The following is a 20,298-nucleotide window of genomic DNA, read 5'->3' on the forward strand; positions in this document are numbered from 1 at the left end:
AAATTGCGCGATCGCGGCGCTGCCCTCATCGCATGACGAACGGATCCGGGATCGGCTCGTCGGACGTCCGTATCCAGACGGATTTCGAGCGCGTGTAGTCGCGGATGGCGTCGAGCCCGCCCTCACGACCGAGCCCCGACCGACCGTAGCCGCCGAACGGCACGAGCGGCGAGACGGCGCGGTATGTGTTGACCCAGACGACGCCGGCATGGATGTCGCGCGCCATGCGGTGCGCCTTGGCGAGATTGGTGGTGAACACGCCCGAGGCCAGGCCGAACGGCGTATCGTTGGCAAGCGCCAGGGCTTCAGCTTCCGTGTCGAAGGCAAGCACGCTGAGCACCGGGCCGAACAGCTCCTCCCGCACACAGGGTAGTCCTGTATCCTCGGCATCGACGATGGTCGGTGCGTAGTAGAAGCCGTGCGGATGACCGTCGGGCCTTTTTCCGCCGGTGACCAGCGTACCGCCCTTGGCGAGGCTCTCGGCAACGATTTTCTCGATCCATTCCCGCTGGCGCAGCGTTGCCAGGGGTCCCATTTCGGTGGCAGGATCCTGCGGATCGCCTATCCTGATGGTCTCGGCCTTGTGCTTCAGCCTGTCCAGGAACTCGCGTTTTATCGAACGCTCGACAAGCAGCCGGGAGCCGGCGACACAGCTTTGCCCAGACGCTGCGAAAATCCCGGCCACCACCGCGTTTACCGCACTGTCCAGGTCTGCGTCGGCGAAAACGACAACCGGGCTTTTCCCGCCCAGCTCCAGCGTCGTGTAGGCGAGATTTTCCGCCGTGTTGCGGACGACCGCGCGAGCGGTCGAAGGCCCGCCGGTGAAGGCGACGCGTGACACCAGCGGATGACTTGTCAGGCGCCGGCCGCAATCATGCCCGAACCCGATCAGTATGCTGACGCTTCCGGCGGGAAATCCGGCCTCGTGAACGAGTTCCGCGAAGGCCAGTAGCGGCGCTGGGCCGTCCTCCGAGGCTTTCAGGACAACCGTGCAGCCGGCCGCCAGCGCCGGGCCGAGCTTGACGGCCGAAAGGAAGAGTTGCGAGTTCCATGGCACGACGGCAGCGACAACGCCGATCGGCTCGCGCCGGACGGTGACGTCCATATCGGCCTTGTCGATAGGCACATGCGAGCCTTCATGCTTGTCGGCAAGCCCGCCATAGTAGCGGTAGTAGTCGCCGACATAGGCGATCTGAGCGCGGGTCTCGCGGATGATCTTGCCGGTGTCGCGCGTCTCCAGTTCGGCCAGGCGGCCGGCATTGGCGACGACCAGATCGCCGAGGCGCACCAGCAGCTTGCCGCGCGCCGTCGCTGTCAGCGAAGCCCAGGCGGCGGAGTGCAAAGTCCGGTGCGCCGCCTCGACGGCGCGGTCGACGTCGGCTTCGGTTGCAGCGGGCATCGTCGCCCAGGGCGCTCCGGTGGACGGATCGATGCTTTCGAAGGTGGCCGTCGGCGTATCGAACGCCCCATCTATGAAGTTCCTGAAGGCCACAAGGGTCATTGCGGCCTCCCGTGCCGGAAGGCCGGCATCACCTTGTCGACGAACAACTGCAGGGACTTCTTCTTGCGCTCGTGTGGCAGGCCGCTGTCGATCCAGATCGAATATTGGTCGTAGCCGAGCGTCTCGTATGCCTTCAGCCGGCTAATCACCTCTTCGGCTTCGCCGATAACCAGGTTCTGTCGGATCTTGTCCGGCGCGTATTGCGGCATGGCCGCGATCTCGTCGTCGGTGAGCGCTTCCAATATGCCTTGGCGAACAGGCTTCTTGTTCTGGAACCACGCGCCGAACTGGCAGTAGAACAGCGACAGGTCCTTCGTCAGCTGCTCCGCATCGGCGGCGTCCTCGGCAACGAATGTGTGCATCAGCAGCATGATGTCGGGGCGGGCCATGTCCGGATGCGCCGCGCACGCCGCGTTGAAGCGCTCCATCAGGCTGGTTACTTCGTCATCGCCGGAGGCGAGCGGCGTCACCTGGACGTTGCAGCCGTTGGACACAGCAAAGTCGTGCGAGTTCGGATCGCGCGCCGCCACCCAGATCGGCGGGTGCGGTTTTTGCACCGGCTTGGGCGACGAGGTGGTGGAGGGAAACGACCAGAACTCTCCGGACAGCTCGAAGTCGCCTTCCCAAAGCCCCTTGATGGCGGGGATGATCTCGCGCATGCGCTGGCCCGCGCCCCAGGCGTCGAGCCCCGGGAACAGGCGCTGATACTCGTAGCTGTAGGCGCCGCGCGCGATGCCGATGTCGAGCCGGCCGCCCGTGATAAGGTCGGCCATGGCTGCTTCGCCGGCGAGCTTGATCGGATGCCAGAACGGCGCGATGACCGTTCCCGTGCCAAGCCGGATGCGCTTCGTCCTGGCACCGAGATAGGCGATGTTGATGAACGGGTTTGGCGAGATGGTGAACTCCATACCGTGGTGTTCGCCGATCCAGGCCGTCTCGAAGCCTGCCGCCTCGGCGATCAGGACCAGTTCCTCAAGCTCGTCGATGAGCTCGGCATGCGGCTTTGCAGGGTCCGAGCGTTCCATATGGACGAAGAGCGAGAACTTCATATCTGTTCACCCCGGATTGGAAATGGAGGGTTTCATGGATACCGGCCTGGCGAGCGGACGAACTTCACCTTCGACCTCGTTACCGACATAGACTCCGAACGCATCCTCCCGACATTCGCGAACGTAGCGGGCGAGCATCGAGCGCACAGCGGCGTCGGCGATGTTCAGTCCGGCAATCCTGTCGATCTCGACGAGCCGGACCTGACCATCGCCGGAGTGGGGCGCGTCTACCGTGCCGCGGTAGTAGACATGCGTTCGCGATGGATCTGCGGCGTCGTCCCAGACTGCAAACAGGAATCCGAGATGCGCCTCGATAGCTTTCGCGGCGAGGCGTCCCTTGAGGCTTCGCGTGTCGCCGGACGTCCCGAGTCCTCGGCCCGTCGGCAGTTCGAAAAAGCCGTCGACGGTTTCGAAGAACAGCACGCGGCCTTCATCTTCGAGGATGGCGCCTACCTCCATGTCGGGCGGCGCGGCCGCCAGCGCTTCCTGGCTGAGACCGGGCGAGACATACGCGCCACGGCAATAGCCGAGGGGCTGCGATGAATTGTGAGAAAATTCGCGAACGCGGCCGATGAGGATCGAATGGTCGCCGGCATCGACCAACTGCTCCATGTCACAGTCGAACGTCGCCACCGATCCACCGAGCAGCGGGCTGCCGGTCGGGCCGAAGCGCCATTCGACAGCCGAGAACTTGTCCTGCGATTTCGAAGCAAAGACGCCGGACGCGGCTCTCTGTTCCTCCGAGAGCACATTGATGGCAAAGCACTTCGAGGTCGAAAACACGGGATGACCCAGCGCTTTCTTGGCGATGCAGACCAGAACAAGGGGCGGATCGAGCGAAACGGATGTAAATGAATTGGCAGTGAAGCCGCGAGGCTCTCCTTCTGGCCCGATCGCGGTGACGATGGTAACGCCGGTCAGGAAGGAACCGAGCGCTCGCCTGAATTCACCTGCGTCGAAGGCTGTGTCCATCGCCGGTCGCTCCGATGTGCTTGCGCCGCCGTTGCTCTCGAGAAAATCGACAATGCGTTGCGTGACCGTGTCAGGCGAGGCTACGGCCATCATGTGTCGTTCGCCCTCCAGAACGACGCAGCGACCGCGCGGCGCGAGGCGGGCCATTGCCGCCGACATCGCAGGTGACGAATTTCTGTCCTCGGAGCCGGTCATGAACAATGCCGGCACCGCGAGACCGGAAAGATGATCGCCATGCGCCGCATCCGCATGGGCGAAAAGTCGATATGTGTGCGCATAGCCTTCCGGGTTGACGCTTTGCAGTGCCGCGCGCGTCGTCCTTGCGGCCTCGGCCAAGCTGTCGGGGACTGGGTTGCCGAACCAGCGCGCGATCGTTGCGTCCGTTCCCGATGCGTTATTCGCGCCATTCAATTCGGCGGCACGCTCGCGCACCGCCTGCGCAAGATCCGCCGGCCGGCGAAAGACCGCGTTGAGCGAAACGATGCGGTGGACCCGTTCCGGCGCGTTGAGCGCGATCTCCTGTCCGACCAGCGCGCCCATTGAATGGCCGACGATCGAGACAGCGTCCAAGCCAAGGTGATCGAGAAGCCGGATTGCCTGCGCGGCATAGTCGGCAAGGCCGGCGTCCTCGGGCGGTAGTGGCGACAGGCCGTGTCCCAGCATGTCGATCGCGATAACATCCCATCGGCTCTTCATCAGCTCGATCTGAGGACCCCAGATCGACGCATTCATGCCGACGCCGTGGATAAGGAGGACCGGCGCGCCGGATCCGGCACGGATGAAGCCGGTGCCGTCAGGCGCCGTTTCTCGATACCAGTCGGGAGCCGTCAGCTCAGCCATGCAGATCGCCGACCTCCTTGAGATCCTGGTAGCGGTCGCCGATGCGATGATGCGGTCGTCCGCCGATCGAGGCGCCAAGCGCCACCACCAACTCGTCTGGCGCCGGCGCGTCGCCGATCTGGAAATGCACCGTCAGGTAGTGCGAACGTCGGCCTTCATCGTTCTTGTCCATGAGCGGGATCATGATCGGCGCATTGGGTCCGCCGCGCAGATTGGTGAAGGCAAGATAGGTCTTGGCGCCGACGGCACGTCGATAGTGGTTGCCGAAATGCAGCGTGTGGATGAGCGCGGAGGCATGCTCGATCTCGCCCGATGTGCCGCATATTGCGGCCTTGCCGTAGCCTTCGATCGCTTCGCCAGATCCCGCGACTGCGAGGATTTCACGGGTCAGAACTTCCCCCAAAACCGGCGCATAGGCGCGGATCTCGGGAGAAAGGTCCTCGGTGAAACCGCGCCCGGCCCAAGGATTGTCGAGCACTGCCGCCACGCCGATCAGGCGCAGCGGTCGGGAGGCCACCTTGCCGCCTTCGATCAACGTGTTCTCAACATAGGTGACGATCTTTCGGATGGCCGGCTTCATCAAATCCTCGGTGGTCGATCGGGATGGGGCATCCGGAAAAGTTCCCTTTTGCCTGATCGTCTTATGGTATACCATACTATTGAAGACCAAAACCCTTGTCAACGGATCGTCGAATCTGTTTCTTTGCGGATGGTGGGAGTAGATGAATTGGCCGACGACACACTCAGGATCGAACGATCCACCAAGACGCTCAGAACACTGGCGCTGGAGCGTATGCGCGAGGCGATCATGGGGTTTCATTTCCAACCCGGCGAAAGGTTGGTCGAACGGCCGCTTTGCGATCAACTCGGTGTCAGTCGCTCGGTGGTGCGCGAAGTTCTGCGGCAGTTGGAGACTGAGGGTCTGGTCCAGATGATACCAGGCCATGGACCTGCCGTAGCCCGGCCGGATCTCAGCCGCACCGACGAGATTTATGAACTGCGCGCCCTGATGGAGGGCATCGCGGCGCGCGCCTGCGCTCTCACGGCGACGGACGACCAGATCGCCGCGCTTGAGCGCGCATTGGATGTGCTGCTCACGGCGTGGGCCTCAGCCGATCCGATCGAGGTGATGCGGGCGACGACAAAGTTCTATGAAGTGCTTTTTGATGCCGCCGACAAGCGCATCGCCTGGGAGATCGTCCAGGGTCTGAACGTCCGCATCAATCAGCTGCGTTCCATGACCATCGCTTCGGTGAATCGTCGTGATGCCGCAATTGCCGAAATGACCGACATCATGAACGCGATCAAGTCGCACAACGGCGATGAAGCCGAAGCCGCTGCCCGGCGACATGTGGAGCAGGCTTGGCGAATTGCGCAACAGACCCTTCGCGACAGCTGAAGTAAGCGATTGCCCGGCGCACCAGCGGGCAGTGCTTTCGTCACTACTTCAGGAGATCGACCAGCACCATGAAAGCCGCATCGATGTCGGCACGGACCGCGGCCCGAACCGCTTCCGCATCCCGGTCGCGCAAGGCCGCAAACATCTGCTGATGGTGCTCGTTGGCGGTCGAGTAGTTCCCGGAATCGTGCAGCATGTTGAAATAGGGGCTGATCTGCAGCCACAGGTTCTCGATGATGTTGAGGATGTTCTCGGAGCCCGCCGCCCGGTAGATCGAGAAATGAAAGGCGTAGTTGGCGCGCAGGTAGGATTTGACGTCGCCGGCGGCATTGGCCTGCTCGAGCGCATCCAGATGCTGGCGCAGCAGCACCATGCTTTTGTCGTCCATACGTTCCGCGGCCCATGCCGCCGCGATCGCCTCGATCTCGAATCTGACATTCCTGAGATCGATGAGGCGCGCGCGGCTTAGTGCCGGGATGCCGATCGAACGGCCCGAAACCACCATCAGCGCGTTGGCGGCGGTCAGGCGTCGCAGCGCCTCCCTGACCGGCATCGGGCTGACGCCGAAAGCGTCGGCAAGGCTCTGCACCGTCACCATCTCGCCTGGCACGATGCTGCCGTCGAGGATCAGTTCGGTGACATGGCGATAGACCCTCTCCTGCAGAGTATCCCTGGACAGGGGAGTGATCTCGACACCCGGCCTCCTGAACGCTGCCCCAGCCATCTGCATTAACCTTCCTGCGCAAGGGCGACGCTGTCGCTCTATCCGGCGCCTCTACCCGGAATGCAAGGTTCGGATTGCCACGTCAAGCGCCGGCGCATCCCGGTTTTGATATTAGCTCATTCTATCATTGATCTTTGATCAAATCATGCTACGGTCGGCCGCATCGAATGACAAGGGGCTTCGTCTGGTGGTCCCTGGGAGGCATTCGGTCGTCTGAATTGGGAGGAGTTTCGAATGGGTATCGGATCGAAAGCCCGGCGGCTCGCGCTGCTGGCTGGCATGGCTGTTTGCGCTTGTGGGGTGTCCGCCGCCGAGGCGGCCGAAAAGCACAAGATATTTCTGAGCATGAGCTTCATCGGCAACGACTGGCAGGCCGAGGCCGCAAACATGGTCAAGGCGATGGCCTCGCATAAGAGCATGGCCGACAAGGTCGACCTGCAGGTGCAGGTGGCCGGGCCGAATGCGCAGCGCCAGATCCAGCAGATCAACGCCATGGTACAGGCAGGTGCCGAAGCCATCGTGATCTTTCCGATCTCGCCGACAGCGCTCAACCAGGTGGTCAAGAATGCCTGCGACAAGGGCGTCAAGGTGTTCGCCTATGACGCCGAGATCACTGAGCCCTGCGCGTACAACGTTCATATCGACCAGGAGGAGGCTGGCCGGGTGACGGCCGAATGGCTGGTCAAGAAACTTGACGGCAAGGGCAACATCATCGCGGTGACCGGTGTCCCCGGTACCTCGGTCGACGATTTGCGCACCAAGGCAGCCAAGGAGGTCTTGGCCAAATACCCCGACATCAAGATCGTCGGCGAGGCCGTTGGTATGTGGAGCCAGGCAGTCGCCCGCACCGAGCTTTCGAAAATCCTGGCGACGCGCAGTTGGGACGATATCGATGGGCTGTGGATGCAGGTCGGCTGCTTCACCGCCAATTCCATGCAGCTCGAGGCCGGCAAGAAGACCAGCGAACTCTTGCCCTGCGCTGGTGAGGGCTCTAATGGCGGCCGTATCCAGATGCTGCCGGAGGGCACCGAGGTCGAGGGTGCTTCGTCTCCCTATGCGCCGCTCGGCGCGCCGCGCATCTCCTATGCGTCGCCGCCCTATTCCGGTGCGCTGGCCCTCACGCTTGCCGTCGAGGCTCTTGAAGGCAAGGATGTTCCTAAAAAGACGATCCTGCCGTTGCCGGTCGTCACCAACGAGACGATCAAGCTCTGCGACGAGGGCACCTGGGCGGAGATGAAGGCCGGCTGCAACGCCTTCAAGCCGTCGCTGGTCTCCAATCCCGGCTGGTTCGCGTCGATCTTCTCCGACCAGACGCCCGAGATCGGCCTTGCCGCCGCGCTTGTCGGCCAGCCCGAGGAGTGAGCTCTCCGAAGCGGCGCGTGGGGCATTTCAACTGTCCCTTGCGCCGCCTTCATGAAAGGGCGGTCGGGAATCGGGAATGATGAACGCAACAGCGCATTTGACTGCTGTCGGCATAGAGGGCGTCCGCAAGGCGTTCGGCGCCACAGTCGCCCTCGACGGCGTTTCCTTCGAGATCGCATCGGGCAGCGTGCACGCCTTGCTCGGCGAGAACGGCGCCGGCAAGTCCACGCTGGTCAAGCTGCTCTCGGGACTGGTGCGGCCCGACGAAGGGCAAATTACCATCCTTGGCCAACCGGCGCCGCTCGGCTCGCCGCGCGCCGCGCATGCTAAGGGTGTGCAGACAGCCTTCCAGGAAATGACCCTGGTTCGCGATCTCAGCGTTCTCGATAATATGCTGCTGCCCTACGCGCCTGTCGGCCCGATCGGCCTGATCAGGCAGTCGGCCGCGCGCAAGGCGGTTCGCAAGCACATTCTGGATCTCGGGCTCTCGGTCGATCTCGACGCCGAGGTGGCGACGCTCGATCTTGCCGTCCGGCAGAAGATCGAGATTGCGCGCGCCGTCTACCGCAAGCCGCGCATCCTGCTGCTCGACGAGCCGACTTCCACCTTGTCGGGCGGTGACGTCGAATGGCTGAGCGGCATCATTGCGCGGCTGAAGGCGGCTGGGACGACGGTCGTGTTCATTACCCATCGCATGCGTGAGGTGCGGGCCTTCTGCGACACGCTGACCATTCTCAGGAACGGCCGTCATATCGTCACCGCGCCGGTCGCCGATGTCTCGGATGGAGAGGTGATCGAAAAGATCATCGGCCGCAGCATCGCCCAGACCTTTCCGCCGAAACCTGAAAGCGAGGCCGTCTTCGGTCCGCCGGTGCTCGGCGTGCGTGATCTCAAGGCCGGCAGAAAGCTCGACGGCGTCAGTTTCGACCTGCGCAAGGGCGAGATCCTCGGCATTGCCGGGCTTCAGGGCATGGGACAGCTCGACCTGTTCTTCGCTTGCTTCGGCATGGCCGAGATCGAACGCGGCCATGTCGTGGTCGACGGCCGCAAGGTGTGGCTCGGTTCGCCGGCCGATGCGCTCAAGCCCAACATAGCGATCGGGCTGGTGCCGGAGGACCGCAAGACCGAGGGCCTGTTCCTGAAGCTCCCGGGCCGGCAGAACGCATCGCTGCCGGTCGTCGGTCGTTTCACGCGGTTTGGCCTGATCCGGGGGGACGAGGAAGCACGCGCCGTGCAATCCGCCTTCGCGACAGTCGAGGTCGACCAGCGTGCACTGTGGACGAGGGCGGGGGCGTTTTCGGGCGGCAACCAGCAGAAGATCGCGATCGCGAAATGGCTGGTCGCCGAAAGCCGCATCCTGCTGCTCTTCGACCCTACTCGCGGCATCGACGTCGGCACCAAGCACGAGCTCTATGTGATGATGCGCGACTATGTGGCGGCAGGCGGTTCGATCCTTCTGCATTCGACGGAAATTCCCGAGCTCGTCCATCAATGCGATCGGGTGCTCGTCCTCTACGACGGCCGGCTGGTGGCGGAGCTTGCGGGCAAGGATATTTCGGAAAGCGCGATCATGAGGCCGGCGCTGGGCCATGGCGATGCGGTTCGAGAGGCGGCTGAATGAGCGCGATCAGTCCCCTCGCCGCCGCGCCAGCCGGACCCTTGTCGCGGCTCCTGTCGCGGCACAGCGGCGCGATCATCGCCGCGGTCGTCTTCGCAGCGCTTTTGCTCGTCGTCGATCTGGTCAGTGCCGGGCGGCTCACCTATTTCGACATTTCGTTCCTCTCGAGCGGCGGCGCCACCTCGGCGCTGGCGGCAATCGGCCAGACCCTGGTCATCCTGTCCGGCGGCTTCGACCTGTCCGCCGGCGCGGTGATCTCGCTGGTCAACGTCGTCCTGGCGACGGGCATGGATCCGATGGCGACCGGTTCGAGCGTTGTCCTGTGGACGCTGGTTGGAATTGGCGTCGGCATGTTGGTCGGCGCCTTCAACGGCTTTTTCATCGCCATCCTGCGCATGCAACCCATCGTCGTCACGCTGTCGACCATGTTCATCCTGCAAGGCATCACGTTGCTGGTCATGGACAAGCCGGGCGGCTTCGTCTCGCCCGATCTTGGCGCCTTCTATCTCGGCGATGCGGTCGCGGGCTGGCTGCCGATGCCGCTGGTGGTGATCGGCGTCGTCCTGCTCGCCTGGTTCTGGCTGAAGGGGACGCGCTTCGGGACGGCTCTCTATGCAGTCGGCAGCGATCCGGATGCCGCTGCCTCCGTCGGTGTGCGCGTCGTTCTCGTCCGCTTTCTCGTCTATGTCGTTGCCGGCGGCTGCTACGGGCTTGCTGGCGTCTTCATCAGCGCCCAGACCGGCAGCGGCGATCCGCTCGTCGGCAATCCGCTGCTGTTGTCGATGTTTGCGGCGGTCGTCGTCGGCGGCACAAGGCTGGGCGGTGGACAGGGCGGTCCGGTCGGCACCGTGTTCGGCGCCTATATCCTGATGATGGTCGTCAACATCCTGCTCGTGCTCAACGTCTCAGCCTACTATTCGACCATCGCCGAGGGTACGATCCTGATCCTTGCGGTGCTTGCCGGCTCGCTGTCGCATGGCTCCGTCCTGGCGCGCCAGTTCCGCGCCGCGCGGGCGCGGCTGACCGCGTGGCGAGCCGGAATGCTGCCGTCGCAGATCGATCGCGTCGACCGGCGGCTGAGGATCGCACGGGACAGCGCCGGCGACCAGCCGGTGCCGCGGCCGCCCTTCCACGTCCGCAATGCCGAGACGCTGCGCTATGCGCTGCCGGCCTATATCTGCCTGGCCGTTGTCGTGATCGTCACCCAGATCTGGCTCGGACGCGCCATCTTCAACGTCACCTACTGGAATTCGCTGTTCGTGCTGTCGAGCTTCCTCGCCATCCTCGCGCTGGGGCAAGGCAGCGTGATCCTCACCGGCGGGCTCGACCTGTCGGTGCCATGGACGATAGGCCTTTCGGGCATCCTCCTTGCCGGCATGGTCAACGGATCGGATGCGGCACTTGCCTATGCGCTGCCGACGGTCCTGGTCATCGCCTGCTTCATCGGGCTAGCCAACGGCATCGGCATCGTCTTTCTCGGTATCTCGCCGATCGTGATGACGCTGGCCACCAACGGCATTCTGCAAGGCTTTGCTCTTCTCTACTCGCAGGGCACCCCGGCCGGCTTCTCCTCGCCGATGCTGCGCTGGTTCATGACAGGCAAGCTATTCGCCTTGACGCCGGTGGTGTTGTTCATGATCGCGTTTGTCGTCTTTGCCGTGCTGCTGCTCGGCCGCACCGCTTTCGGCCGCCGCATCTACGGCATCGGCAACAGCCTGCGCGCGGCCCAGCTGTCCGGCATCGCGGTCGGGCGAACGCTGATCCTAGTCTATATGCTTTCGGCCGTTTGCGCGGCGATCGTCGGCATTATGCTCACCGGCTTTTCGGGCCAAGCGAGCCTGGGCATGGGCGACGACTATCTGCTGCCGTCCATCGCCGTTGTCGTGGTCGGCGGCGCGCTGATCACAGGTGGACGTGGTCATTATCTCGGCATGCTCGGTGGGGTGCTGTTGCTCACGGCGCTGCAGATGCTGCTGGCCGGCACCACGCTTCCCTATGCCACAAGGGCTATTCTGTACGGGCTGGTCGTTCTGGGCGCTGTCATGGCGCTGCGCGAACGGCGGCTGCAATGAGAAAGGACAGGACGATGAGTAAAGCGGCACCGTCATCGGCGGACGATTTTCTGACCGGACTGAAGGGGCAGCGTGTGCTGGTGACGGCGGGCGCCGGCGGCATCGGCTTGGCCATTGCCGACACGCTGTCGCGGCTCGGCGCGCGCATCGTCGTGTGCGACGTTTCCGACGAGGCGCTGGCCGCTGCGCCGGACAAGGTCGCGCTCGTCGCCGCGGTCAAGGCCGATGTCTCGCGCGAAGACGACGTCGACCGGTTGTTCGAGACCGTGAAGGAAGAGCTCGGCGGTCTCGACGCGCTGATCAACAATGCCGGCATCGCTGGCCCGACCGGTGGCGTCGACGAAATCGATCCGGCGGACTGGCGGCGCTGCATCGACATCTGCCTGACTGGCCAGTTCCTCTGCGCCCGGCGCGCCGTGCCGCTGATCAAGGCGGCGGGCGGCGGTTCGATCGTCTCGATGTCGTCCGCCGCCGGCCGCCATGGCTACGCTTTCCGCACGCCCTATTCGGCGGCCAAGTTCGGCGTCATCGGCCTGACGCAAAGCCTCGCCAAGGAACTCGGACCGCACGGCATAAGGGTCAACGCCATCCTGCCGGGCATCATCGAGGGGCCGCGCATCGACAAGGTCATCGCCGACCGGGCCAAGCAGCTTGGCGTGTCGAACGAGGAGATGACGGAGCGCTATCTCCAGAACATCTCGCTGCGGCGCATGACCAGTCCATATGATGTTGCCTCGATGGTCGCCTTCCTGCTCTCCGATGCGGGCATCAACATTTCCGGCCAGTCGCTCGGCGTCGACGGCAATGTCGAAACACTCTGAGGAACGGACCATGACGAAGGTAGCGATTGTCGGCAGCGGGTTCATCGGACGGGCCTGGGCGATCAGCTTCGCCCGCGCCGGCCATGATGTGCGGATGTGGGACCAGTCGCCGGCCGCGACGAGCGGTGCGCACGATTACATCGCCGGGGTGCTGGGCGACCTCGCCGCGAACGATCTGCTGCGGGGACAGGCGATCGACGCCGTGCTTGGTCGCATCGCCGTCGTTGCCGAGCTCGAGGAGGCGCTGGCCGAGGCCGTTCATATCCAGGAGAACACGCCGGAAAACCTCGACGTCAAGCGCGAGGTGTTCTCCAGGATCGATGCACTGGCCGACCCACAAGCGGTGATCGCCAGTTCCACCTCGGCGCTGCTGCCGTCGAAATTCACCGATCATCTGCAAGGGCGGCACCGCTGCCTGGTCGTGCATCCGATCAATCCGCCCTATCTCATCCCGGCCGCGGAAGTCGTGCCGGCGCCATGGACCTCCACGGACACGGTCGAAAGGACCCGCGCCTTCCTCGTCGCTGCAGGCCACGCGCCGCTGGTGATGAAGCATGAACTCGACGGCTTCATCATGAACCGCTTGCAGGGCGCGCTGCTGGAGGAAGCTTTTCGACTTGTCGCCGACGGCTATGCCAGCGTCGAGGATGTCGATATCGGCATTCGCGACGGGTTGGCGCTGCGCTGGTCGTTCATGGGTCCGTTCGAGACGATCGACCTCAATGCGCCGGGCGGCGTACGCGACTATGTCGAGCGCTATCAGACGATCTATTCGAACATCTTCCCGCAAATGCTGCGCCGCGTCGACTGGGCGGGCGAGGTCATGGCAACCGTCGAGGCCGACCGCCGCAAGCGGCTGCCGCGGGAAAGCCTCGGCGAACGGCAGGTCTGGCGCGACCGCCGGCTGATGGCGTTGGCGGCGCACAAGAGAAAATCGGATCAGGAGTTTGGACGATGACGGAAACAAACCGCAAGCCCAGCGCTGCGCAGACCAGGGGCAAGGTGATTATCACCTGTGCGGTGACGGGGGCAATCCACACGCCGACCATGTCGCCCTATCTGCCGATCACGCCGGACCAGATCGCCTCCGAGGCGATCGCCGCCGCGGAGGCAGGTGCGGCGATCCTGCACCTGCATGCCCGCGATCCCCAAACCGGCAAGCCAGACCAGACGCCAGAGGCCTTCGCCCGCTTCCTGCCGCGCATCAAGCAGGCCACCAATGCCGCCATCAACATCACCACCGGCGGCAGCCCCTACATGAAGGTCGAGGAGCGCGTGCGCCCGGCAGCCGAGTTCAAGCCTGAGGTCGCTTCGCTCAACATGGGCTCGATCAATTTCGGCCTCTACCATCTCGTCGACAAATACGAGACCTTCAAGTTCGACTGGGAAAAGCCGCATCTGGAAGCGACACGCGACCTGGTCTTTCGCAACTCGTTCAAAGACATCGAATACATTCTTGCGACCTGCTATGACAACGGCACGCGTTTCGAGTTCGAGTGCTACGACATTGCCCATCTCTACAACCTCTCGCACTTCGCCGATCGCGGGCTGGTGAAGCCGCCGTTCTTCGTGCAGTCGGTGTTCGGGCTGCTTGGCGGCATCGGCACCCATCCCGAAGATGTCGCCCATATGAAGCGCACCGCCGACCGGCTGTTCGGCGACCAGTTCCGCTGGTCGGTGCTCGGTGCCGGCGCCAGCCAGCTTCGCATTGCCGCGCAGTCGGCGGCCCTTGGCGGCAACATCAGGGTTGGCCTGGAGGACAGCCTGTGGGCCGGAAAGGGCAGGCTGGCAAAGTCGAATGCCGAGCAGGTGATGCTTGCCCGCAAGATCATCGAGGGGCTTGGCATGGAGGTGGCGACGCCCGACGAGGCGCGCGAGATCCTGTCATTGAAGGGCGGCGACAAGGTCGCGTTCTGAGGCAGCGCGCCTGTCGCCGCACGGTGCCAAACAGAGGAGGACGGCATGAAGATCGAAGTCGTGGTGGACGTGAAGACCACACTGGGCGAAGGCCCATTGTGGGACGTCGAACAGGAGCGCCTCTACTGGATCGACAGTTTCGACGGGCGCGTGTTTCGGGCGACCGCCGACGGGCGCGAAATCCGTTGCTGGGATGTGCCGATGAAGATCGGCTCGATGGCGCTGCGCAAGGACGGCAGCGGCGCGGTGGTCTCGCTTCAGCGCGGCTTCCATCTGCTCGATTTCGCCACCGGCGAGGTGACGCTGATCCACGATCCGGAACCGGATAAGCCGATGAACCGGCTCAATGACGGCAAAGTCGACCGGCGCGGCCGTTTCTTCGCAGGCTCCATGGACACGATGGAAGAGGGCCCTTCCGGCGGTCTCTACCGGCTCGATCCGGATTTTTCTGTCACCAGGATCGATTCCGGCATCATCTGTTCCAATGGCCCCTGCTGGAGCCCCGACGATCACACCTTCTATTTCGCCGACACCTGGACCGGCGAGATCTGGGCCTACGACTATGACATCGCGACGGGCGCTGCCACCAACCGGCGCACCTTCGTCCGTGTCGACACCAGCCGGGGCGGCGCTGCCGATGGGTCGACCGTCGATGCCGAAGGCTTTCTCTGGAACGCCCTCGTCTATGACGGTCGGCTGGTGCGTTATGCCCCCGACGGCAGCGTCGATCGTATCATCGACATGCCCGTCAAGAAGATCACCAGCGTGATGTTCGGCGGACCGAAGCTCGACACCTTGTACGTGACCTCGATGGCAAAACCGCCGCTGCCGCGGTTCCCCGGCGATGGGGTTCTGCGCGGCAGCCTGTTCGCGATAACCGGCCTTGGAATCAAAGGCGTTGCGGAACCACGCTTCGCCGGATGACGGCGGCTGCAAAAGGGGATAGAGGCCAATAGAGGAAGCGAGCGCTCGCTCGGTTTTCTTGACGATGGCCAATACTTTTCGGCGATCTCGTCCAAAGAGGTCGATGGCGGCCACCTCGTTTCATCGCTGAGAGGTTGTCCATGAATTTCGACATTCCCGCCCGCACCGAAGATTACCGTGTCCGCATTGCCGACTTCGTCGAGCGTGAGATCCTGCCGCTCGAGGCCGACAAGATGTCCTATGACGCGCATGGAAATATCGCCTTGCCGCTGCTGGAGGGGCTTCGCGCCAAGGCGCGGATGGCGGGCCTGTGGTGCCTGCAACTCAAGCCCGAAACTGGCGGCGCCGGTCTCGGCAAGATGGACATGGCGGTCTGCTACGAGGAGATGAACCGGTCGATCTTCGGACCCGCAGTGTTCAATTCGGCAGCGCCCGACGACGGCAACATGATGGTTCTGGAGGCGCTCGGCACGCCGGCGCAAAAGGAAAAATGGCTGAAGCCGATCGTCGAGGGCAAGGTGCGCTCGGCCTTTGCCATGACCGAACCGCACCCCGGCGGCGGCTCGGACCCTTCGATGATCATGACGCGTGCGGAGCGGCGCGGCGACAAATATGTGGTGACCGGCCGCAAATGGTTCATCACCGGCGCGGAGGAGGCCAGTCATTTTATTCTGATCGCGCGAACCTCGGACGATCCGCGCCACGGCCTTTCGGCCCTGATGTTCCACAAGGACCAGCCGGGCTGGCGCATCATGCGCCGCATCGAGATCATGGGCCCGGAGGAGCATGGCGGGCATTGCGAGTTGGAATTCGACGGGCTCGAAATCCCTGTCGAAGACATGCTGGCCGGCGAGGGCAGGGGCATGAAGGTGACGCAGGTCCGGCTCGGTCCGGCGCGACTGACCCACTGCATGCGCTGGCTCGGACTATCCAAGCGCTGCGTCGAGATCGCGCGCGCCTACGCTGCCGAGCGCCACAGTTTCGGCCAGCGCCTCGCCGACCGCGAAAGCGTCCAGCTGAAACTCGGCGACCTCGCCATGCGCATCGAGATCGGCCGCATCCTGGTGATGAAGGCAGCGTGGGAACTGGACCGCGGCGGCTTTGCCCGCAAGGAAGTGTCGATGGCCAAGGTCCAGGTCGCCAATGTGCTGCATGACGCGGCCGATGTGGCGATCCAGATCAATGGCGCGCGCGGCTATTCCAAGGACACGGTGCTCGAATGGATCTACCGCTATGCTCGCCAGGCGCGGCTGGTCGACGGTGCCGATGAGGTCCACAAGATGGTGCTGAACCGTTTCCTCAACGAGGAAGAGAAGGGCTTCTGGCGCTGGACTGTCGAAGGCGAGGCATAAGGGGCGCGCGGTGGCGTCTCAGGAGGAAGAGATGGCGCGGCCGTTGAACGCGGATTTCGACCCTGCGGCATTGAAGGGCTTTCTCGCGAACCGCCTCGGCGATGCCGCAATGACGCTCGAGCGGATCGGCGGCGGACAGTCCAACCCCACCTACTTCGTCGATTATGGTGCGCGTCGCATGGTATTGCGCAAGAAGCCGGCCGGGCCGATCCTGCGCGGGGCGCATGCCGTCGACCGCGAGTTCCGCGTGCTTGAAGCGCTCGCACCGACCAACGTCCCGGTGCCCGGGCCGGTGCTCTATCACGGCGGTGTCGAGCCGCTCGGCACGCCCTTCTACCTGATGGAGCGGCTGGATGGTCGCGTCTTCCACGACTGTTCGCTGCCCGGCCTTTCGCCCGCACAGCGACGCGGCATCTATTTCGGCATGGCCGAAGCGATGGCCAAATTGCATGCTGTCCATCCCGACGATGTCGGCCTCGGCGACTACGGCCGGCCCGGCAACTATTTCGAGCGCCAGATTGGCCGCTGGACCAGGCAGCTCAGAGAATCGCCGAGCGATAGAATTCCGGCACTCGAAGCGGTCGCCGACTGGCTGCCGCAGCACGTGCCCGCGGATGATGGACGCGTGTCGATCGCCCATGGCGACTTCCGCCTCGGAAATCTGCTGTTCCATCCCGGGAAGCCGGAGGTGATCGGCATTCTCGATTGGGAGCTGTCGACGGTCGGCCATCCGCTCGCCGATCTCGGCTTTTGCTCGATGACCTGGCATTCGACCCCGGACGAGTATGGCGGCATCCTCGGCCTCGATCATGCCGCACTCGGCATCCCCAGCCAGCGCGAATTCCTCGACCATTATTTCGTGCATGCCGTACCCACTGCGCCCCTGGAACGCTTCCACCTCGTTTTTTCGCTGTTCCGTTTCGCGGTGATCTTCGTCGGCATCGCCGACCGCGCGCGGGCAGGCAGCGCGGCGTCGGCCGATGCCGCCAGCAAGTGGCCTCTCGCCGGCCGCTTTGCCGTACGCGCTCAAGAGATCATCCACGGGGCAAGACCCTGGAGCATCGCCTGAGAGGAGCGTTCGCGCCCAGGTCCGGTTACGGGTTGATCTGGCGAACGCCGGATCACGACCGGCGGGCAGCGCTTCGTCGGCTGGCAACCAGCTTCAACCAAGGCGCCAAATGGAAGGCGCTCATCAGCAAGTACATCATGGCCATTCCGTTCAGCGGTGACGCATCCTGCGCGGCCGAGCAGATCATGTCCGCACCACCGGTAACGGCCGTCAGCAGCGCCATGATCGCGAATGTTGGCGCGGCCGCCAGGGATAACCAATCGGCGGCGCCGAGCGTGGCCGCGTTGCCGCTTGCGGCACAGGCACCCGCAGTTTCATGCCGAGCAGCAACCATCGTGCTGGACCTCCCGGGGAAATCGCCTGTCATCGCTCTTCTCCTTCGTGTCCTGCGTCATTCACGCCGTTTCGATACTGCGCGTTTCGATACGGCGCGCTGGCTGTTGGTTCTGAGATAGACTAGGACCGGATATCGAAAGGTGAGAGTGACAAGTGTGACGGGATTCCGATGGACTCGCTGATTACCGCTGCGGCGCGCGCACTCGCGGCAGGTGATCCCCTCGGCGCTTTGAAACGGGTCGCCCTGCGTGACGATGCGCCCGCGCTGGCGTTGCGCGGCATCGCGATGGCGCAGCTCGGCGATCTCGTTCGAGCAAAAGCTCTCCTCAAAAGTGCCGCGCGGGCCTTCGGTCCGAAAGAGGCTGTGGCCCGCGCGAGGTGCGTCGTCGCCGAAGCCGAGATCGCGCTCGTTTCGCGCGACCTGGGTTGGCCGACGAAGGCTCTCGACGCTGCGCGGGCGACGCTTGAAAAGCACGGCGACCGCATAAATGCCGCGCATGCGCGCAATCTCGAGGTCCGGCGCCTGCTCCTGGTCGGCCGCCTCGACGAGGCCGAGCGCACGCTTGCCGGGTTCGACCCCGCACCGCTCCCGCCCGCGTCGAGAGTCGCCCACGAACTGGCGGTCGCGGGAGTAGCGATGCGCCGCCTCCAGACGAAAGCGGCGCGCGCTGCGCTCGATCGGGCCGAGCACGCCGCGGGTCACGCCGATATCCCCGCGCTGACAGCCGAGGTTGAAAGCGCATCCCTTGTGATGAACACGCCCGCGGCGCGCCTGATCGCGCGTGGCGAGGAGCGCCCACTTCTGCTCGAGGAGATAGAAGCACTATTGGCCTCAGGGACGCTCATCGTGGATGCGTGCCGCAATGTCGTGCGGGTCGCGGGCACGGTCGTCTCGCTCGCGACGCGCCCGGTCTTGTTCGCGCTTGCCCGCGCGCTGGGCGAAGCCTGGCCCGCGGACGTGCCGAGGAGCACGCTCGTCGCCCGCGCCTTCGGCGGCAAGCACGCCGATGAATCGCATCGCGCCCGGTTGCGGGTCGAAGTCGGTCGGCTTCGCATGGAGCTGCGGTCGCTGGCGGATGTGAGCGCGACCAAGCGAGGCTTTGCGCTTAAGCCGCGCTGCGCACACGATCTCGCGGTGCTGGCGCCGCCCGTCGACGAGCGGCATGCCGCGGTGCTCGCCTTCCTCGCCGACGGCGAGTCGTGGTCGAGCTCGGCCCTGGCGATTGCGCTTGGAGCCAGCCCGCGCACCGTACAGCGGGCACTTGAGCAGCTTGCCGCAGCAGGCAAGGTGCAGTTTTATGGTCGCGGGCGAGCGCGTCGTTGGATGACCCCGCCCGTGCTGGGATTCCCGACAATCTTGTTACTCCCAGGTCCGCTGTCGGGTGACTAGGATGGACGTATGAAAAAATCTGCTGCCGAAATCCTCCGCGAATATGGACCTTTTCCGGGCGCTAGCCAGGTGCACGGAGTTACGTTCGACGGCGAGCACGTGTGGTTCGCGTCCGGAGACAGACTGAACGCCGTAGATCCTGTAAGCGGGAAGACGGTGCGCTCGATCGATGTCGCCGCGCACGCAGGAACAGCCTTCGACGGCCAGCACCTTTATCAAATCGCCGAAGATCGCATCCAGAAGATCGATCCGAAGACCGGCCGAGTGCTGGCCACGATCCCAGCACCCGGTGGCGGCGGCGATTCGGGGCTCGCGTGGGCCGAAGGGGCGCTCTGGGTAGGGGAGTATCGCGGCCGGAAGATCCGTCAGGTCGACCCCGAAACAGGGGCAGTTCTTCGCACCATCGAGTGCAACCGCGTCGTCACCGGGGTCACCTGGATCGACGGCGAGCTCTGGCACGGCACCTGGGAAGGTGACGAGAGTGATGTGAGGCGGATAGATCCTGAAACGGGAAAGGTCCTGGAGACGCTCGAGATGCCGCCTGGAACAGGCGTGTCGGGTCTCGAGTCCGATGGCGGCGATCAGTTCTTCTGCGGCGGTGGAAACAGTGGCAAGGTGAGAGCCGTCCGCCGGCCCAGGCGAGGTTCCGAAGCCCCCGTCGATCCCACGAGCAAATAACCGAAGCGGCCCTCGCGGGCTCCCGCCCGACGAACCGTCCGCTTGGACCCAGCAGATCAGGGTGGCCATCGACGTGGCGGAATGGATCGCTTGAGCCCTTGCCCCAGCCGATCGCCTGTCACTTCGCCTTCGCTTTTCATGGCGGTGGCCCAGATAGCGCCGTTTCGCGGCCGCCCTTCCGGTCGCGGAAATCAAAACAGTATACATTATAGACTTAAAATATCTTGCCAGGCGATCCAGCCTATGCTCCACTTGTGTCGGGAACATAGCTGGC

18 protein-coding genes are annotated in these 20,298 nt (G+C 64.1%); 12 read left to right on the forward strand and 6 right to left on the reverse strand.

What is annotated here, in order from left to right; all coding sequences use genetic code 11:
- Nucleotides 1-25 precede the first annotated feature (25 nt).
- From E5X88_RS05410 to E5X88_RS05425, 4 genes are read right to left on the reverse strand one after another with little or no spacing between them, the layout of a single operon-like run.
- Complete coding sequence (locus E5X88_RS05410; protein ID WP_292159016.1) at nt 26-1,501, reverse strand: aldehyde dehydrogenase; 1,476 nt, start codon at nt 1,499-1,501, stop codon at nt 26-28.
- The gene (locus tag E5X88_RS05415) at nt 1,498-2,550 is read right to left on the reverse strand and encodes an LLM class flavin-dependent oxidoreductase (RefSeq protein WP_292159018.1); all 1,053 of its coding nucleotides are present in this window, start codon (nt 2,548-2,550) and stop codon (nt 1,498-1,500) included. Before E5X88_RS05415 ends, E5X88_RS05410 begins: the two co-directional genes overlap by 4 nt.
- A 6-nt stretch (nt 2,551-2,556) precedes the next feature.
- Entirely contained in the window at nt 2,557-4,362 is a 1,806-nt protein-coding gene (locus E5X88_RS05420) for an alpha/beta fold hydrolase (protein ID WP_292159020.1), read from the reverse strand.
- The gene (locus E5X88_RS05425) at nt 4,355-4,942 is read right to left on the reverse strand and encodes an amino acid synthesis family protein (protein ID WP_292159022.1); all 588 of its coding nucleotides are present in this window, start codon (nt 4,940-4,942) and stop codon (nt 4,355-4,357) included. Before E5X88_RS05425 ends, E5X88_RS05420 begins: the two co-directional genes overlap by 8 nt.
- Before the next feature lie 147 nt (nt 4,943-5,089).
- On the opposite strand from E5X88_RS05425, the gene E5X88_RS05430 reads away from it, so the two are divergent.
- Nucleotides 5,090-5,761, forward strand: a complete 672-nt coding sequence (locus tag E5X88_RS05430; RefSeq protein ID WP_292159465.1) for a GntR family transcriptional regulator — start codon at nt 5,090-5,092, stop codon at nt 5,759-5,761.
- Nucleotides 5,762-5,804: 43 nt separating this feature from the next.
- Here the strand turns inward: E5X88_RS05430 and E5X88_RS05435 are convergent, their stop codons facing one another.
- Entirely contained in the window at nt 5,805-6,485 is a 681-nt protein-coding gene (locus E5X88_RS05435) for a GntR family transcriptional regulator (protein ID WP_292159025.1), read from the reverse strand.
- 234 nt (nt 6,486-6,719) lie between these two features.
- On the opposite strand from E5X88_RS05435, the gene E5X88_RS05440 reads away from it, so the two are divergent.
- The 9 genes from E5X88_RS05440 to E5X88_RS05480 all read left to right on the forward strand — a co-directional run bounded on the left by E5X88_RS05440 (nt 6,720) and on the right by E5X88_RS05480 (nt 17,620).
- Nucleotides 6,720-7,847, forward strand: coding sequence for a sugar ABC transporter substrate-binding protein (locus tag E5X88_RS05440; RefSeq protein WP_292159027.1), 1,128 nt, complete (start codon nt 6,720-6,722; stop codon nt 7,845-7,847).
- Nucleotides 7,848-7,926: 79 nt separating this feature from the next.
- Nucleotides 7,927-9,468 carry a sugar ABC transporter ATP-binding protein gene (locus E5X88_RS05445; protein WP_292159467.1) on the forward strand — a complete coding sequence of 514 codons (1,542 nt, stop codon included), beginning with the start codon at nt 7,927-7,929 and terminating at the stop codon, nt 9,466-9,468.
- A complete protein-coding gene (locus tag E5X88_RS05450; RefSeq protein WP_292159029.1) occupies nt 9,465-11,537 on the forward strand; it encodes an ABC transporter permease in 2,073 nt (690 codons plus the stop codon). The genes E5X88_RS05445 and E5X88_RS05450 overlap by 4 nt, the downstream gene beginning before the upstream one ends.
- Before the next feature lie 14 nt (nt 11,538-11,551).
- A complete protein-coding gene (locus tag E5X88_RS05455; RefSeq protein WP_292159031.1) occupies nt 11,552-12,358 on the forward strand; it encodes an SDR family oxidoreductase in 807 nt (268 codons plus the stop codon).
- 10 nt (nt 12,359-12,368) lie between these two features.
- Entirely contained in the window at nt 12,369-13,316 is a 948-nt protein-coding gene (locus E5X88_RS05460; protein WP_292159034.1) for a 3-hydroxyacyl-CoA dehydrogenase, read from the forward strand.
- Nucleotides 13,313-14,275: a 3-keto-5-aminohexanoate cleavage protein gene (locus E5X88_RS05465; protein WP_292159036.1), complete on the forward strand. Its 963-nt coding sequence runs from the start codon at nt 13,313-13,315 to the stop codon at nt 14,273-14,275. The genes E5X88_RS05460 and E5X88_RS05465 overlap by 4 nt, the downstream gene beginning before the upstream one ends.
- Before the next feature lie 45 nt (nt 14,276-14,320).
- Complete coding sequence (locus E5X88_RS05470; RefSeq protein WP_292159038.1) at nt 14,321-15,199, forward strand: SMP-30/gluconolactonase/LRE family protein; 879 nt, start codon at nt 14,321-14,323, stop codon at nt 15,197-15,199.
- 140 nt (nt 15,200-15,339) lie between these two features.
- Nucleotides 15,340-16,551 (forward strand): acyl-CoA dehydrogenase family protein, encoded by a 1,212-nt coding sequence (locus E5X88_RS05475; RefSeq protein WP_292159040.1) that lies wholly within the window; start codon nt 15,340-15,342, stop codon nt 16,549-16,551.
- A 31-nt stretch (nt 16,552-16,582) separates the two neighbouring features.
- Nucleotides 16,583-17,620 carry a phosphotransferase family protein gene (locus E5X88_RS05480; protein ID WP_292159042.1) on the forward strand — a complete coding sequence of 346 codons (1,038 nt, stop codon included), beginning with the start codon at nt 16,583-16,585 and terminating at the stop codon, nt 17,618-17,620.
- A 52-nt stretch (nt 17,621-17,672) separates the two neighbouring features.
- On the opposite strand, the gene E5X88_RS05485 is transcribed toward E5X88_RS05480, so the two are convergent.
- Complete coding sequence (locus E5X88_RS05485) at nt 17,673-17,987, reverse strand: hypothetical protein (protein ID WP_292159045.1); 315 nt, start codon at nt 17,985-17,987, stop codon at nt 17,673-17,675.
- A 138-nt stretch (nt 17,988-18,125) separates the two neighbouring features.
- On the opposite strand from E5X88_RS05485, the gene E5X88_RS05490 reads away from it, so the two are divergent.
- Nucleotides 18,126-19,346 (forward strand): helix-turn-helix domain-containing protein, encoded by a 1,221-nt coding sequence (locus E5X88_RS05490; RefSeq protein ID WP_292159047.1) that lies wholly within the window; start codon nt 18,126-18,128, stop codon nt 19,344-19,346.
- A gap of 9 nt (nt 19,347-19,355) precedes the next feature.
- Complete coding sequence (locus E5X88_RS05495; protein WP_292159049.1) at nt 19,356-20,024, forward strand: glutamine cyclotransferase; 669 nt, start codon at nt 19,356-19,358, stop codon at nt 20,022-20,024.
- The last annotated feature ends 274 nt before the right edge of the window (nt 20,025-20,298 follow it).

Origin of the sequence: Mesorhizobium sp., from assembly GCF_004962245.1 — a bacterium.
Lineage (GTDB): Bacteria > Pseudomonadota > Alphaproteobacteria > Rhizobiales > Rhizobiaceae > Mesorhizobium.